Below are 16,107 nucleotides of genomic sequence, written 5' to 3' on the forward strand. Positions count from 1 at the left end.
TCGGGCCCTCAGGACTTGTCGGTGAGGTTTTTGCCGATCATCCGGATCAGGATGATGGCGGCAATATTGGCGATGACCACGGCAATCAAGCCGCCGGCCGAGGCCATGCCCACGTCGAACTGCAACAGCGCCTGGTTGTAGATCAAGTACGCCAGGTTGGTCGATGCGAAGCCCGGGCCACCGTTGGTGGTGGTGAAGATTTCCGCGAATACCGAGAGCAGGAAGATCGTCTCGATCATCACCACCACGGCGATTGGCCGCGCCAGGTGCGGCAGGGTCAGGTGCCAGAAGATCGCGATAGGGCCTGCGCCATCCAGCCGCGCAGCTTCCTTCTGCTCCTGGTCCAGGGACTGCATGGCGGTCATCAGGATCAGGATCGCGAACGGCAGCCACTGCCAGGACACGATAATGATGATCGACAGCATCGGGTAGTTGGCCAACCAGTCGATAGGCTGGGCGCCGAACAGCTTCCAGACCGAGGCGAGGATGCCGGACACCGGGTGGAAAATCAGGTTCTTCCAGATCAGCGCACTGACGGTGGGCATGATGAAGAACGGCGAAATCAGCAACACGCGCACGATGCCGCGGCCAAGAAATTCACTGGCCTCCAGCAGGGCGGAAATCAGCACACCGAGGATCACGCTGATGGCCAGCACGCTGCCGACCAGCAGCAGGGTGTTCATGGCGCCTGGGAAAAACCCCGAATCGGTGACGAAGAATTCGAAGTTCTCAAGTCCGACGAATTCGTTCTCGCCGGGATTGAGCAGGTTGTAGCGAATCAGCGAGAAGTAGATGGTCATGCCCAGCGGGACGATCATCCAGACCAGCAGCAACAGCACCGAAGGGCTGACCAGAAACCAGCCGGGTTTGGTCACGCTGCCTTTTTTATGGTCTTTTTCGTCGACCGAAGCCGCACGAGGGGGAATGGTTGAGGTGTTCATGGTGACTCCGAACCTGAGCAAAAGCCTGAGCGGGGCAGCAGCGGCAGGACGCCGACTGCTGCCTGGAAACGGCGGGGATCAACCCTTTTTCGGGTAGCCCGCGCGCTTCATCTCACGCTCGGAAACGCTTTGCGCGTTGGTCAGTGCCTGATCGACCGAAGAGGTGCCGACCAGTGCCGCAGAGAACTGCTGGCCCACCGAGGTGCCGATCGACTGGAACTCGGGGATGGTCACCAGCTGGATGCCCACGTACGGCACGGGCTTCAACGTCGGTGCTTTCGGCGTCACGGCCTTGAGCGATTCCAGGGTGATGTCGGCGAACGGCGCGGCTTTCTTGTAGGCGTCGGTGTAGGTCGAAGCGCGAGTGCCTGGCGGTACGTTGGACACGCCGTCTTTCTCGGCAACCAGGGCTGCGTACTCTTTGGAGGTCGCCCACTCGGTGAAGGCGCGCGCGTCCTTGTCGTTCTTGGCGCTGGTCGGAATCGCCAGGGCCCAGGAGTACAGCCACGCCGAGCCTTTGTCGGTGACTTCATGCGGCGCGTAGGTGAAGCCTACGTCGTCGGCCACCTTGCTCTGGGATTTGTCGGTGACGAAGGAGCCGGCGACGCTGGCGTCGACCCAGATGGCGCACTTGCCGCTGTTGAACAGCGCCAGGTTCTCGTTGAAACCGTTGCTGGACGCGCCGGGAGGGCCGTCTTTCTTCATCACGTTGGTGTAGAAGGTCAGCGCATTTTTCCACTCAGGCTGGTCGAATTGCGGCTTCCACTGTTCATCGAACCAGCGCGCGCCGAAGGAGTTGGCGACGGTGGTGATCAGCGCCATGTTCTCGCCCCAGCCGGCCTTGCCGCGCAGGCAGATGCCGTACTGTTCTTTCGATTTGTCAGTGAGTTTGTCGGCGAACTCGGAAATCTGTGTCCAGGTCGGACGCTCCGGCATGGTCAGGCCGGCCGCCTTGAACAGGTCCTTGCGGTAGTAGGTGATCGAGCTTTCTGCGTAGAACGGCAGGGCGAAGAGCTTGCCATCAACCGACAGACCGTCGCGTACAGAAGGGAAAACGTCGTCCAGTGCGTAGGAAGCGGGCAGGTCGTTCATTTCCTTCAGCCAGCCCTTGGCACCCCAGAGAGAGGCTTCGTACATGCCGATGGTCAGCACGTCGAACTGGCCGCCCTTGGTGGCGATGTCGGTGGTCAGGCGCTGACGCAGGACGTTCTCTTCGAGCACGACCCACTTGAGCTTGATGTCCGGGTGTTGTTCTTCGAAGGTTTTCGACAGCCGCTGCATGCGGATCATGTCGCTGTTGTTGACGGTGGCGATGGTCACGTCGCCTGCCGCGGCAAGGGTGCTGAGAGTGAGACAGGTGCCAGCAAGGAGAACTTTTGCAGAGGTCTTCATGTATCTCTCCTCTTCTTCGCCGGGAGGCGACAGAAGCTTGGTTATTGTTTTTGTTCCTTCCAAAGACCAGGAAGAATGTCCGTTGATTACAACGTTGCGCGGGACCTATGACAAATCCTGCGGCACACTTGAACTGATACTTTCTTGCACTCGGAGTTCAGGCGAGAACGCGCCCGAACTTCGATTCGGCAGAATGCGACGCAGTTCCAGCGTAGACGATCAGCGCCAGCCCGCCACGTTGGGAACCGCTCTGGCACAGGCGTTGGCACCCGTAGCAGTCCGGCTTGCCGGCGGGGGCGTCATCAGAATCGCTCCCGCCGGCAAGCCGTGCTGCTACGGGATAAGCGTATTCAGGGGAGGGCCTGTAGTGAAGCGAATCAGTACAGGTTTTGCTCGGTCAGGCGCTGCACGGCCAGGCGCCGATAGTGGGAGGGGGTCATGCCCTTGAGCTGCTGGAAGCGCCGGTTGAAGTTGGAAATGTTGTTGAACCCGGACTCGAAGCAGACATCGGTCACCGGTTTGTCGCCGTCGGCCAGCAATTCGCATGACTTGCTGATACGCAGCCGGTTGACGAATTCGACGAAGGTGCGGCCGGTAGCCTGCTTGAACACGCGGGAGAAATAGGTGGGCTTCATCCCCAGATAGTCCGCCACTTCTTCAAGGCTCAGCTCGCGGGCGTAGTGGGTGAAGATGTAGTCCACCGCCTTGTTGGTGCGCTCCACGGCATGGTCGTCCGAGAGTTGCGAAGCGGTGGTGCCCGACAGCAACTGGAAATCATCACTGGCCGCCAGCAGTTCCAGCAGAATGAAGAAGTGCCCCAGGCGGGTCATGCCGTTGGAGTCTGCAATTTTTTGCATCAATTTCATGGCCTGGCGAATCGTGTGCTTGCAGCGAAATTCGATGCCGTACTGCGCACGCTCCAGCAACGGGGCGAGGGTCTTGAGTTCGGCGAACACCTGGTTGCCGCTTTCCAGCAACTCCTCGGTGAAGTTGACCAGCATGTCCCGCTTGGGCACCACCTCATCCTCCTCCACCTGGCTGATCCAGTTATGCGGCAGGTTGGGGCCGGTCAGAAACAGCGTCTCCGGGTAGAAGTTGCCGATGTAGTCCCCGACGAACACCTTGCCGGAACTGGCCACGATCAGGTGCAGCTCGTACTCCTTGTGGAAGTGCCAGCGCACCAGCGGGCAGGGAAAGCCATGCTCGCGGTAGATGATCGACAGACCGTTGTGGTCGTCCATCAGCTCATAGGAAGGGTCGGTGACTCTTGTTGTTTTGGTCATGCGGGTGCCGGGAGTCCGGGAATTGCCAAGGCCTTAATGTGCACCATTTACAGGATCGAGAACAGTCGGGTTCTCAAACGAACACCACCTGGACCCGACCTTCCTTGCGTGAGCGTGGCGCCGCCTTCACCACGATCTGCACATCACGGCCCAGACGGGCCAGACAGTCGATCATTTTCGTTTCACTGATTCCGCGAAACTGCCCCCGGAGCATCCCCGACACTTTGGGCTGCGGCATCCCGAGGTTTTCGGCGGCCTGCGCCTGGGTCAGGTGCCTGGCCTTGAGGATACTGCCGATCTTCGCCGCCAGTTGGGCCTTGACCAGCATTTCGCCTGCGTCGGGCAGGCCCAGGTCGGCGTAGATATTGCCGCTGCCGTGTTCGATTTCAGTCATGTTTCAGTCCTTCCCAATGGGATTGCGCGGCCATGATTATGATTGAATTATACCTATATGGGTATCAAGTCAACCTGTCGCGGTCACAACGACAGCCCAGGACGGTGACTATCCGGGGCTGGGGTCATGAGTGCCATTGGGGAACTGTTACGTGATGCAAGGGCGAGTGTTTCAGACCTGCTGACGGGCTCAGTGGGTGCGATTCTTCGCCTCGATCCACTGCGCCATGTACTGCGTGCTCTTGTGCTGATGGTGGCGCAGCATGGCGCCGGTGAAGTTGGCGGTGCGGTGGGCCTGCAGGTTGTCGCGGATCTGTTCGATGCGCTCGATCAGCGTTGCGCAGTGGCGCTGGAAGCGGAATCGCTCGTCGAGCACTCGCCAGCCTGCGCGTTGCGCCTGTTCCCACAGGGTCTGGTCCTGATACAGGCGTACGGCTGCGTCGGCCAGGCCCTGGGCGTCGGTGGCGATGGCACCGGGGAATGGCAGGTCGCCGTACATGGCTTCGGCGCCGATCGGCGTGGTGACGCTTGGCGTGCCGCAGGCCATGGCGTCCATGATCTTGCCCTTGATGCCGGCACCGAAACGGATCGGCGCCAGTGACACCCTGGCTGCGGACATCACCTGGAACGCATCTTCGGCCCAGTTCATGATGTGGAAACCCTGGGCGGCGTTATGCAGCGCGGTGGCCTTGGGCGGGGTGTAGGCACCGTAGACGTGCACCTGGGCCGTCGGCAATTGCTGGCGGATCAGTGGCCAGATTGCGTTTTTCAGCCAGAGCACGGCGTCCCAGTTGGGCGCGTGGCGAAAGTTGCCGATGGTCAGGAAGTGCGCGCGCTCATCGAACGGCTTGCCCTGGCTTGGTACATCGTGCACCAGCAGCGGGGCCCAGAGCAGCAAAGACTCGGACATGCCGAATTGCCGCGTCAGAAGCTCGATCTCCATGTCCGAGACCATCAGGCTCAGGTCGCTGCGGTAGATGGCGGCGATTTCCCGCTGGGCGATGTCGGTCCCGGCCATGTGCGAGAACAGGTTGTCCCGTGACATCGCGAAGTAATCGTTCAGCTCGGCATCCGGCTTGCCTTGCAGCAGATCCTTGACCAGTTGGTGGCGGGTGTGACGCATGCTCTGCAGGTCGGAGGTTTCCAGTACCCGCACGGCATTGGGGCAGTGGGTCTCCACTCGCCAGCCGAACTGTTCCTGCATCACGTATTGATCGAACAGCACGACATCAGGCTGAAGATCGCTGATGAAGGTGTCGAAGCTGCTGTCATTGAGCTTGATCGCCACTTCGGTGATGCCCAGTGCCGCAAGGTCGGCCTTGTGCTCGCCTTCGGTGGCGGGGCTGGCGAAGGTAATCTGCCAGCCTTGCGCGAGAAAACAGTCGATCAATTGCATGACATGCCCGCTGGCCGCCGACGAGCGAGGTTCGGGCCACACGTAGCCGATGATCAGGACGTGGGTGTGGCGGGTCCGGGAGGGAGAGTCACTGGCCAAGGATGCTGTTCACTTTGTCGCGCAACTGGTCGATGGAAAAGGGTTTGCCGATCAGGTGGGTGCCTGGCGGAGTGTCGATGTTTTCCGCGTAGCCGCTGGCAAACAGGATCGGCAGGGCAGGGCGCAGGTCGGCCGCTTTGCGCGCCAGGTCAGTGCCCGGCATGTCGGGCAGGCCCTGGTCGGTCATCAGCAGGTCGATGGCCTTGGTCTGGTCTTGCAGAAACGCCAGGGCTTCGCCGCCATCGGCGGCCTCGAGCACATTGAACTCGAGCTCTTCGAGAACGTCGACGATCAGCATGCGGACGATGCTGTCATCTTCAACCACCAGGATCGTGCTGGCTGGGTCGGACATGAAAATTTCCTTGAGCATGAGGGCGCCGGACCGGGCGATTGATGCCCGATCTGCTAAACAATTGGGCCAGCGATTGTGACAAGTTCTGAGCGTCAACAACACAATTCAATTGAGTGTAGTGGCGAGATAAAATCATTCAAACGTATAGTAGTCATACTTTTGCGCCTGACCGAAGGTGGGAATGTTCTACCTTGTGTGTCAGAAACTGGAGTTTTTTGCCGACGATTGCGGCACACTCCGTCGTTTAGACGAATTTGCCCGGGCCTTTTGCGATGATCCAAACCTCTGCAGTCGATGAGCAACGTTTTCGCAAGCTGTTGAGCCGTAACGTCGGTCTACCCTTGGGGGTCGGCGTACTGAGTGCGGTGTTCTTCGTCGTCCTGATCAGCTACCTGCTGTCTGCCATCCAGTGGGTGGAGCACACCGACCGGGTCATCAACAACATCAACCGCTCGCTCAAACTGTCGATTGACATGGAAACCGGCATGCGCGGTTACCTGCTGACCGGCGACGAGCGCTTCCTGGATCCCTACGAAGTCGCCAAACCAGGGATCACGGCAGAATTGATCGGGCTCGAAGAGCTGGTGGCGGACAACCCGGATCAGGTCGACCGCCTCAAGCGCCTGGCCGCCCTGCAGAACACCTGGAATGACTTCGCCCAGGAGATGATTGACCTGCGGCGCAACAACGGCGATTACATCACCGCCGTGCAGACGCGCAAGGGCAAGCGCCTGACCGACGAAATTCGCGAGCAGTACGACCAGGCCGAAGCGGTGGAGCATCAGTTGCGTCTTAGCCGCAACGCCGACGTGACGCGCACTACGATCTGGACCGTATCGGTGTACATCGCCTTCATCCTGCTGGTCAGCGGGGTGCTGGCCTGGGTCGGGCGCCGCGACATGTCGGCGCTCTCGCAAAGTTACGCCGCTTACTTCAAGGCCCAACAGGAAGATGCCGAGCGCCTGGCCCACGTGGCCTGGCTGCGCAACGGGCAGAGCGAGCTGGCCGAACAGGTCATCGGGCAACTGACCCTGAACCTGCTGGGGCGCAACGTGCTGCATTTCTTTGCCCATTACCTGGGCGCGGTGGTCGCGGCGGTTTACGTTCGCCAGGAGCACGGCGGGCTGTTGCGCGTTGCCTCCTATGGTTTCTCCCGCCAGCAGGAACTCCAGGAACAGTCGATCTTCAGCGGCGAAGGCATGGTCGGCAAGGCCGCCGAGCAGAACCAGATCATCACCCTGGACGACCTCCCGCCCGATTACTTCAAGGTCACGTCCGGCCTGGGGGAAGGCTCGCCCCGCAGCGTCGCCGTGGTCCCGACCCGCAACGATGACCAGGTCAATGGTGTGGTGGAGTTGGGCTTCCTGCGCGAGCTGACGCCGCGCGACCTCGAGTTCCTGAAACTGGTGGCCGAAAACGTCGGCACCTCGATCGAGGCGGCGCGCTACCGTCAACGTCTTCAGGAAGTGCTGGCCGAAACCCAGCAGCTCAACGAAGAATTGCAGGTCCAGCAGGAAGAACTGCGCACCGCCAACGAAGAGCTCGAAGAGCAGTCGCGGATCCTCAAGGAGTCCCAGGCCCATCTGGAAACCCAGCAGGTGGAGCTTGAGCAGACCAATGAGCAACTGGCCGAACAGAGCCGGGCGCTGGCCGACCAGCGTGATGCGCTGGATCGCAACAACGAGGAGCTGAGCATCGCCCAGGTCGAACTCCAGGCCCGTGCCGACGAGCTTCAGCGTTCGAGCAAGTACAAGTCCGAATTCCTCGCCAACATGTCCCACGAGCTGCGCACGCCGCTCAACAGCTCGTTGATCCTGGCCAAGTTGCTGGCGGAGAACCCGCAGGAAAACCTCACCAACGAACAGGTGGTGTTCGCCGAGTCGATCTACTCGGCCGGCAACGACCTGCTGAATCTGATCAATGACATTCTCGACATCGCCAAGGTCGAGGCCGGCAAGCTGGACGTACGCCCGGAAAACGCCAGCATCAGCCGCCTGGTCGACAGCCTGCGCATGACCTTCGAACCGCTGGCCGCCGACAAGCACCTGCAGTTCTCGGTGGAGGTCCAGCCGGGCGCCCCGGTGGCGCTGTACACCGACCGCCAGCGTCTGGAGCAGGTGCTCAAGAACCTGCTGTCCAACGCCGTCAAGTTCACCGACACCGGCGCCGTCAGCCTGACGGTGTCGGGCCAGCCGGGCGGGGGCATTGCCTTCACCGTGCGCGATTCGGGCATCGGCATCGCCGAGCATCAACAGCAGATCATTTTCGAGGCCTTCCACCAGGCCGACGGCACCACCAACCGGCGTTTCGGCGGCACGGGCCTGGGCCTTTCGATTTCCCGTGACCTTGCCCATCTGCTGGGCGGTTCGATTTCCGTCACCAGTACGCCGGGGCAGGGCAGCGTGTTTACCCTGGTCATGCCTGAGCAGTATGCCGAGGACGCCACGCCGCTGCCTGCGCAGACTGCACCTGTGGCATCGGCGCCGGCTCCCGCGCCGGCTGCTCCTGCGCGCGAAGCGCAGGTTGTTGCCACTGCCGCGCCGGACGCCGAGCCGATCCCGCGCTTTGCCGATGACCGTGACAAGGTGCCGTTCACCAAGCGCTGCATTCTGGTGATCGAGGACGAGGTGCGTTTTGCCCATATCCTCTACGACCTGGCCCACGAGCTGGGCTATCACTGCCTGGTGGCCCATGCCGCCGACGAGGGCTTCGAGCTGGCGTCGGCCTTCATGCCGGATGCCATCCTGCTGGACATGCGCCTGCCTGACCATTCCGGGCTGACGGTCCTGCAGCGCCTGAAGGAAATGCCAAGCACCCGGCACATTCCGGTGCACGTGATTTCCGTCGAGGATCGCCAGGAAGCGGCGCTGCAAATGGGCGCCATTGGCTACGCGGTCAAGCCGACCACCCGTGAAGAGTTGAAAGACGTCTTCGCACGTCTCGAAGCCAAGCTCACACAGAAGGTCAAGCGCATCCTGCTGGTGGAGGACGATGCCCTGCAACGCGACAGCATTGCCCGGCTGATCGGCGACGATGACATCGAAATCACTGCCGTGGGCTTCGCTCAGGACGCCCTTGAGCTGCTGCGCGAAAACGCCTACGACTGCATGATCATCGACCTGAAACTGCCGGACATGCTCGGCAATGACCTGCTCAAACGCATGTCCACCGACGAGATCTGCTCGTTCCCGCCGGTCATCGTGTACACCGGTCGCAACCTGACCCGCGAGGAAGAGGCCGAGCTGCTCAAGTATTCGCGCACCATCATCATCAAGGGCGCGCGCTCACCGGAGCGCCTGCTCGACGAGGTGACGCTGTTCCTGCACAAGGTCGAATCGCAGTTGTCCAACGAGCGCCAGAAAATGCTCAAGACCGCCCGCAGCCGCGACCGCGTGTTCGAGGGGCGCAAGATTCTGGTGGTGGACGACGACGTGCGCAACATCTTCGCCCTGACCAGCGCGCTGGAGCACAAGGGCGCCGTGGTCGAGGTCGGCCGCAACGGCCTTGAGGCCATCGAAAGGCTCAAGGCGGTTGATGACATCGACCTGGTGCTGATGGACGTGATGATGCCGGAAATGGACGGTTACGAAGCCACCATTGAAATCCGCAAGGACCCGCGCTGGCGCAAACTGCCGATCATCGCCGTCACCGCCAAGGCCATGAAGGACGATCAGGAGCGCTGCCTGGCAGCAGGCTCCAATGACTACCTGGCCAAACCCATCGACCTGGACCGGCTGTTCTCGCTGATTCGTGTGTGGTTGCCAAAAATGGAACGTATCTGAATGGATTCGATCAACTGGATCACGCCCGTAGAAAGACCAGGTTTTACTGATGGCCCTTGAGCGAAACATAGACATTGAATTGCGCTTGCTGATCGAGGCGATCTACCTGAAATACAGCTACGACTTTCGTGACTACTCCGGCGCGTCGATCAAGCGACGCGTCGGCCATGCGTTGCGTCAGTTCGAGGTCAAGACCATTTCGGCGTTGCAGGAGCGGGTGCTGCACGACCCTTCGGCGTTCATGCAACTGCTGCAATTCCTGACGATTCCGGTCAGCGAGATGTTTCGCGACCCGACGCATTTCCTGGCGATCCGCCACGAAGTGGTGCCGCTGCTCAAGACCTACCCGTCGTTGAAGATCTGGATTGCCGGGTGCAGCACCGGGGAGGAGGTCTATTCGATGGCGATCCTGCTGCGCGAAGAAGGCCTGCTCGACCGCACCATCATCTATGCCACCGACATCAACCCCGCGTCCCTGGAGAAGGCCAAACAAGGCATCTACTCCATGGAGAACGTGCGCGTGTACAACGAGAACTACCTCAAGGCGGGCGGCAAGCGGCGGTTTTCCGAGTACTACACTGAAGCTTACGACTATGCGATCTTCGACAAGACGCTGCGGGAAAACGTGACCTTCGCCGATCACAGCCTGGCCACCGACAGCGTGTTTTCCGAAACACAATTGATCTCGTGTCGCAATGTGCTGATCTACTTCAACAAGAAGCTTCAGAACCGGGCATTCGGGCTGTTTCACGAATCCCTGGGCCACCGGGGCTTCCTGGTGCTGGGCAGCAAGGAAACTCTGGATTTTTCAGACTTCAAGGACCGGTTCGAGCCTCTGGTCAAGCAGGAACGGATCTACCGCAAATCATGAGAACGTCCTTTCCCGGCGCCGATGCCGATGCAGGTGTAGACAGGCCCGCGTTGCCAGCGGTCGATGCCATCGTGGTAGGCGCCTCCGCTGGCGGTGTCGAGGCCTTGCTGAAGATTTTCCGCCTGTTGCCCAAGGGCTATCGCTTGCCGATCATTACCGTCCTGCACCTGCCCGACGAGCGCCGCAGCCTGTTGGCCGATGTGTTCAGCGCCCATGTGCCGATCCCGGTAAAAGAAGCGGCCGACAAGGAACCCATCGCGCCGGGCACACTCTATTTCGCCGGGCCCGGTTATCACCTTTCTGTGGAGGCCGACCTGAGCCTGTCGCTGAGCCAGGAAGAGCGGGTTTTCTTCTCGCGTCCGAGCATCGATATCCTCTTCGAATCGGCCGCCGATGCCTACGATTCCAGGCTTGCGGGGGTATTGCTGACCGGTGCCAACAACGATGGCGCCCAGGGCATGGCACGAATCAAGGAGTACGGTGGTCTTACCGTAGTCCAGGACCCGGCCAGCGCGCTGGTACGTACCATGCCCGATGCCGCGCTGGCCCTGCGCACACCTGATTTTCTCTTGCCCTTGCCCGATATCGGGCGGTTGTTGGTTGAGCTGGAACGAATTGCATGCTGACTGAAACCACTGCCAAACTGCTGATCGTCGACGATCTGCCGGAAAACCTGTTGGCCCTTGAAGCGCTCATCAAGCGCGAGGACCGCCAGGTCTTCAAGGCGCAGACCGCCGTCGAGGCGTTGTCGCTGCTGCTGGAGCACGAATTCGCCATGGCGATTCTCGATGTGCAGATGCCGGGCATGGACGGTTTCGAACTGGCCGAGCTGATGCGCAGCACCGAGAAGACCAAGAGTATCCCGATCATTTTCGTCAGCGCCGCCGCACGCGAGTACAACTACGCGTTCAAGGGTTATGAAAGTGGCGCGGTGGACTTCCTGCACAAGCCGCTGGATATCCATGCGGTCAAGAGCAAGGTCAACGTATTCGTCGACCTGTACCGCCAGCGCAAGGCCATGAAGCAACAGGTCGAGGAACTGGAACGCAGCCGCCAGGAGCAGGAGGCGTTGCTGCGTGAGCTCAAGTCGACGCAGAATGAACTCGAGCACGCGATCCGCATGCGCGACGATTTCATGTCCATCGTGTCTCATGAAGTGCGCACGCCGCTCAACGGGTTGATTCTCGAAACCCAGTTGCGCAAGTTGCACCTGGCCAAGGACAACGCGTCGGCGTTCACCATGGACAAGCTCAAGGCCATGGTCGAGCGCGATGAACGGCAGATCCAGAGCCTGATCCGCCTGATCGAGGACATGCTCGACGTATCGCGTATCCGTACCGGCAAACTGTCGATCCGCACCACCGCGTTCGACCTGTCGGAGTTGGTGGTCAACCTGCTGGAAAGCTACGGGGCGCAGATCGCCGCCGCCGAAAGCGTGGTGACCCTGCATGCCAGCGAGCCGGTGATCGGGGTGTGGGACGAGTTCCGCCTTGAGCAAGTGGTGGCCAATCTGCTGACCAACGCCCTGCGATACGGCGCCCATAAGCCCATTGAGGTTCGGGTGTACTGCGAGGGTAACGAGGCGCGTGTGGAGATTCGCGACCAGGGCATCGGCATCAGTCCCGAGAACCAGAAACGGATCTTTCAGCAATTCGAGCGGGTGTCGGCCAGCCATGTGGTTGCGGGGCTGGGGCTTGGCCTGTTCATTTCCGACCAGATCGTCGCCGCCCACGGGGGTTCGATCACGGTGGAAAGCGAAGAGGGCAAGGGTTCGATGTTCCGCATCAGCCTGCCGCTTTGAACGCCTTCGGGCACCGGAAACATCGGGCCAGAGCGCTGCCGTCAGGTTGCCAGCGCGCTCGCTTCGATCTGTCATGACCGCTGAGGTAAATAACTGATTTTTCTGCGCAACCTCCAGCGCGGGCCATGGTCGTAATGGCAGCTATTTACAAGATCGAAGGCGTCCCAATGAGCTCTGATGCAGAAAATGTCGTACTGATCGTCGAAGACGAGCCGCTGATTCTGATGCTGCTCTCCGACTATCTGTCCGGAGAAGGGTATCGGGTGTTGCAGGCGGAGAACGGTGAGCAGGCATTCGAAATCCTCGCCACCAAACCTCACCTGGATCTGATGATCACTGACTATCGCCTGCCGGGCGGTGTGTCGGGTGTGATGATCGCCGAGCCCGCGGTCAAGCTGCGACCGGAGCTCAAGGTCATCTTCATCAGTGGGTATCCGGCGGAGATTGTCGAGTCCGGCAGTCCGATTGCGCGCAAGGCGCCGATTCTGGCCAAGCCGTTCACAATGGACAGCTTGCATGCGCAGATCCAGCGGTTGCTCAATTAGTTGTTATTGATCGTTGTTTTGATCGTTCCCACGCTCCGCGTGGGAATGCCGGTTTTGACGCTCCGCGTCGGCTGGCGCCTTGACGTCGCATTCTGCGCCGCCTGAGCCATCGCGCACTTGAATCAACACCTAAAACACGCCACCTTCCCGTAGCAACGCGGTCTCTGTGCCTGGCCCCAATCCTGTAGGAGCGCGCTTGCCCGCGACAGCGTCCTTGAAATCGCCCGCCGGCAAGCCGTGCTGCTACAGGGCAGGACGATGGCGGTGTCGGCGTGCGGGCCGGTCAATCATCCAGGCTGATGATGCGTTCCCGGACGCAGAACAGGACCAGGCCCGCAACGTCGTAGATCTGCAGGCGTTTCATGATCTGGGAGCGGTGAGTTTCGACGGTCTTGACGCTCAGGCTCAGGCCGTTGGCAATTTCGCGGGTGGATTTGCCGCGCACGATCAGGCGCAGGATCTCCAGCTGGCGAGCCGTGAGGTTGTGGTTCTCCACCGGTTCCGCCCTGGTGTTCTGGGCGCTGACCAGTGCCTGGTTGATCACCGTGTGGGCAATGGCGGGGCTCAGGTAGCGCTCGTCATTGCGCAGTGCTTCCAGTGCCTGCTCGATCTCGGTGGCAGTGGCATCCTTGAGCAGGTAGCCGTGGGCGCCGCCTTCCAGCGCGCGCATGATCATCTGCGGATCGGTGTGCATCGACAGGATCAGCACCTTGCTGTCCGGCAGTGCCTTGTGCAGGCGTTCGAGCGCATCCAGGCCGTTGCTGTCTCGCATCGAGATGTCGAGCAGGATGATGTCGGGTTTCAGGTCCAGGGTCATTTCCAGCAATTGCGCGCCATCGGCGGCTTCGCCGATGACCTGGTAACCGGGAATGTCAGACACCAGTGCGCGTACCCCCGCGCGGATCAGGGCGTGGTCATCGACCAGAAGAAGATTGCAGATCATGAATGCTTACTTATGTCAGCGCGTTCGCGGGCGCGGGGCGCCCAGGGGAACAGGGCTTGGATATGAGTGCCGTGGCCGGGCTGGCTGTCTACGGTCAGGTGGCCGCCCAGCAGCGTCGCGCGTTCGATCATGCCCGCCATGCCGCGCTGGCCTTGCTGGCCAGGGTTGCTGGCCGGGGAGAACCCCAGGCCATCGTCCGATACGCTCAACGCCAGGCCTTCGGGACGGCGCTGAATCCGCACCAGCAGATTGCGCGCCTGGGCGTGGCGCAGCATGTTGGTCACGGCTTCCTGGGTGATGCGAAACGCCGCGACGGCCATCTCCTCGGGGATTCCCGCCAGGCGCTGATGGCACTCCAGGCTCCAGAGGATCGAGGTGTCGGCCAGCGTGCGCAGCAGGTGTTCGCGCAGGCTGGCTTCAAGACCCAGGCTGGTCAGTTGGCGCGGATTCAGAATGGCCGACACGTCCCGAACCTTGGCCAGGGTCTCGTCCAGAATGTTGTTGAGCATGGCGCACTGAGGGTGCAGGTCCTCGGCGGCCCGGCGTTGCAGCCAGTCGCTCTGCATCTTCGCTGCGGTCAGCATCTGGCCGATGTCGTCGTGCAACTCGCGGCTCAGGCGATGGCGTTCGGTCTCCTGGACCTGGAGCATATGCTGCGCCAGTTCCTGAGGCTGAAACTCGATGGTGTGGCTGGGACGGCTGATGCTGTAGCCAATGCTCAGGAAAACCAGGACGTTGAGCACCAGCAGGCCCCATGGCAGGCCGTTGCCGAAAAGGTAAACGCCGACATTGCATGCGCTTGCTGCCAGGCACGAGAGTGCTGCCCATCGTAATGCTTTGTTCGAGCCCAAGGCCCAGGACCTGGAAATACTGTTGCTGCCATGCATAGCGGATGAAGCCATCGGATTATTGTTGCGGATACCTGAGCAATAGTTGTCAGGCCACTTAAGGAGGTCAACAGAATGAAGCACAGCTGCTGGCCTGTTACGTGTATACAAAAAATCTGGGGTCGACGTTCAACAACGGTAATGCGCGTAAACACTTTCGGCGTTCATTCGCGGGCGCCGATCTTACCTTAAATGCTGACGTTAATAAGCCTTGAGTGTAAATAAGACCAGCAAGGTATTTGTCCGATTAGTCAGGATCTGGCGGTGGAACGATGGTGCTAATTATTGGAGTTGGAAAAGCCCCGCAACAATAGGGGGGTCCTGCTTCAGAACTTCAGCGTGCCGCTTGCCGCGTCGCGAGGCAAGGAGGAAGTTGCAGGCATGTCGCGTTTGGCCATGTTCCGGTAATGGTGAAGATCAATTGTCGTTTTCAGGCATGTCGTCCAGGTTGGCGACATGCCGGCAGCGTCGAGACTGAAAAGGGTCAGCGTGCGCCGGTGTGGCCGACGTGCTCGTCTGGGGCCGGTTCGCGATGCACTAATTTGAGGGTAACGGGCCAGTCGACGGTGACGGTATTGCTGTTTTCGAGGGTACCGATGCCGCAGCAGCAGCCGAACTGTTCAAGCAGTTCGTGCTGCTCCTGATCGTCCAGCGGCAAGAGGCCCGTGACGGGGTCGATCAGCTCGATCTGCCACGACAACAGCGACAGGCACTGGCGCAGCGACATCAGTGCCTTGGGCTGCAAGCGCCCGGTGGCGCCTGCGAAATACAGCAGATAGCGCAACTGTCGGGAGAAACCCGCGACCGGCGCCACGCTGGCAGCGTCGGCCAGGCCGGCGATGCGTTGCAGGACGCCGAGCAGGGCTTCGATGGCGTCCTTGTCGTCGTTGATCAGTTCCAGGTGGCTCAGGCATTCGTCCGCGCGATCCAGCAGGCGTTGGCCGTCGTTGAGAAAATCACCGTGCAGTTGATGCCATTCATTGCCGTTCAGCATGTGAAATCTCCACTCTTCATGGCGGGCGATCCAGAGTCGCCGGGGGCGAGTGGCCCAAAGTTAATGTTGAAGGCAATTAAAAGTCTGTAGGGCGTTTCTGAAATTCTCAATTTTCTTGCAGCCAACGAGACGCGATCTTGCGCAACTCCTCGTGTCGCAGGTCGGATCTGGCGGTCCGTTATCACTGTTCTTACGGGGGGATCGAGGGATTCCGCGAGCGCGACCACGTATCTGACTCCATTCATTCAATGAGAATGCCGTCACAATAATGGCAATTAGATACCGCGAATATCAGGTTTGCCCCGATGGCGGATAAGGAATGCCCCTAGGGGTTTCTCCGAGGGTGCAGAAAGAGTGCGGCTAAGAGCCACTATAGTCGATGAGTTCCCGGGTCGGGATATTTCTCAGTAGAACATGATGTTAATGTG

14 protein-coding genes are annotated in these 16,107 nt (G+C 60.4%); 5 read left to right on the plus strand and 9 right to left on the minus strand.

Features of this window, described 5'->3' with window-relative positions:
- Window positions 1–8: 8 nt before the first annotated feature.
- The 6 genes from ACIPO9_RS09950 to ACIPO9_RS09975 form a co-directional block, all read right to left on the minus strand.
- Window positions 9–941: a carbohydrate ABC transporter permease gene (locus ACIPO9_RS09950; RefSeq protein WP_274133367.1), complete on the minus strand. Its 933-nt coding sequence runs from the start codon at window positions 939–941 to the stop codon at window positions 9–11.
- 78 nt (window positions 942–1,019) lie between these two features.
- Entirely contained in the window at window positions 1,020–2,333 is a 1,314-nt protein-coding gene (locus tag ACIPO9_RS09955; protein WP_274133365.1) for a sugar ABC transporter substrate-binding protein, read from the minus strand.
- Window positions 2,334–2,710: 377 nt separating this feature from the next.
- Window positions 2,711–3,616 carry an AraC family transcriptional regulator gene (locus ACIPO9_RS09960; protein WP_400780571.1) on the minus strand — a complete coding sequence of 302 codons (906 nt, stop codon included), beginning with the start codon at window positions 3,614–3,616 and terminating at the stop codon, window positions 2,711–2,713.
- A 73-nt stretch (window positions 3,617–3,689) separates the two neighbouring features.
- Window positions 3,690–4,010, minus strand: a complete 321-nt coding sequence (locus ACIPO9_RS09965) for a helix-turn-helix domain-containing protein (protein WP_400780574.1) — start codon at window positions 4,008–4,010, stop codon at window positions 3,690–3,692.
- 189 nt (window positions 4,011–4,199) lie between these two features.
- Window positions 4,200–5,504, minus strand: a complete 1,305-nt coding sequence (locus ACIPO9_RS09970) for a glycosyltransferase (protein ID WP_400780577.1) — start codon at window positions 5,502–5,504, stop codon at window positions 4,200–4,202.
- A complete protein-coding gene (locus ACIPO9_RS09975; RefSeq protein WP_274133361.1) occupies window positions 5,494–5,856 on the minus strand; it encodes a response regulator in 363 nt (120 codons plus the stop codon). Before ACIPO9_RS09975 ends, ACIPO9_RS09970 begins: the two co-directional genes overlap by 11 nt.
- 272 nt (window positions 5,857–6,128) lie before the next feature.
- On the opposite strand from ACIPO9_RS09975, the gene ACIPO9_RS09980 reads away from it, so the two are divergent.
- The 5 genes from ACIPO9_RS09980 to ACIPO9_RS10000 all read left to right on the plus strand — a co-directional run bounded on the left by ACIPO9_RS09980 (window position 6,129) and on the right by ACIPO9_RS10000 (window position 12,855).
- The gene (locus ACIPO9_RS09980; RefSeq protein WP_400780579.1) at window positions 6,129–9,638 is read left to right on the plus strand and encodes a response regulator; all 3,510 of its coding nucleotides are present in this window, start codon (window positions 6,129–6,131) and stop codon (window positions 9,636–9,638) included.
- A gap of 49 nt (window positions 9,639–9,687) precedes the next feature.
- The gene (locus ACIPO9_RS09985) at window positions 9,688–10,509 is read left to right on the plus strand and encodes a protein-glutamate O-methyltransferase CheR (RefSeq protein ID WP_274133359.1); all 822 of its coding nucleotides are present in this window, start codon (window positions 9,688–9,690) and stop codon (window positions 10,507–10,509) included.
- Window positions 10,506–11,135: a chemotaxis protein CheB gene (locus tag ACIPO9_RS09990; RefSeq protein WP_274133358.1), complete on the plus strand. Its 630-nt coding sequence runs from the start codon at window positions 10,506–10,508 to the stop codon at window positions 11,133–11,135. Before ACIPO9_RS09985 ends, ACIPO9_RS09990 begins: the two co-directional genes overlap by 4 nt.
- Complete coding sequence (locus ACIPO9_RS09995; RefSeq protein ID WP_274133357.1) at window positions 11,129–12,310, plus strand: hybrid sensor histidine kinase/response regulator; 1,182 nt, start codon at window positions 11,129–11,131, stop codon at window positions 12,308–12,310. Before ACIPO9_RS09990 ends, ACIPO9_RS09995 begins: the two co-directional genes overlap by 7 nt.
- A gap of 167 nt (window positions 12,311–12,477) precedes the next feature.
- Complete coding sequence (locus tag ACIPO9_RS10000; protein WP_274133356.1) at window positions 12,478–12,855, plus strand: response regulator; 378 nt, start codon at window positions 12,478–12,480, stop codon at window positions 12,853–12,855.
- Between the two features lie 283 nt (window positions 12,856–13,138).
- Here the strand turns inward: ACIPO9_RS10000 and ACIPO9_RS10005 are convergent, their stop codons facing one another.
- From ACIPO9_RS10005 to ACIPO9_RS10015, 3 genes are all read right to left on the minus strand, one after another.
- Entirely contained in the window at window positions 13,139–13,798 is a 660-nt protein-coding gene (locus ACIPO9_RS10005; protein ID WP_400780581.1) for a response regulator, read from the minus strand.
- Window positions 13,795–14,649, minus strand: coding sequence for a sensor histidine kinase (locus ACIPO9_RS10010; protein ID WP_400780584.1), 855 nt, complete (start codon window positions 14,647–14,649; stop codon window positions 13,795–13,797). Before ACIPO9_RS10010 ends, ACIPO9_RS10005 begins: the two co-directional genes overlap by 4 nt.
- 520 nt (window positions 14,650–15,169) lie before the next feature.
- Window positions 15,170–15,679, minus strand: a complete 510-nt coding sequence (locus ACIPO9_RS10015) for a hypothetical protein (RefSeq protein WP_400780586.1) — start codon at window positions 15,677–15,679, stop codon at window positions 15,170–15,172.
- Window positions 15,680–16,107: the final 428 nt, after the last annotated feature.

The sequence above is a fragment of the Pseudomonas sp. NPDC090203 genome, from assembly GCF_044746765.1.
GTDB lineage: Bacteria > Pseudomonadota > Gammaproteobacteria > Pseudomonadales > Pseudomonadaceae > Aquipseudomonas > Aquipseudomonas putida_AD.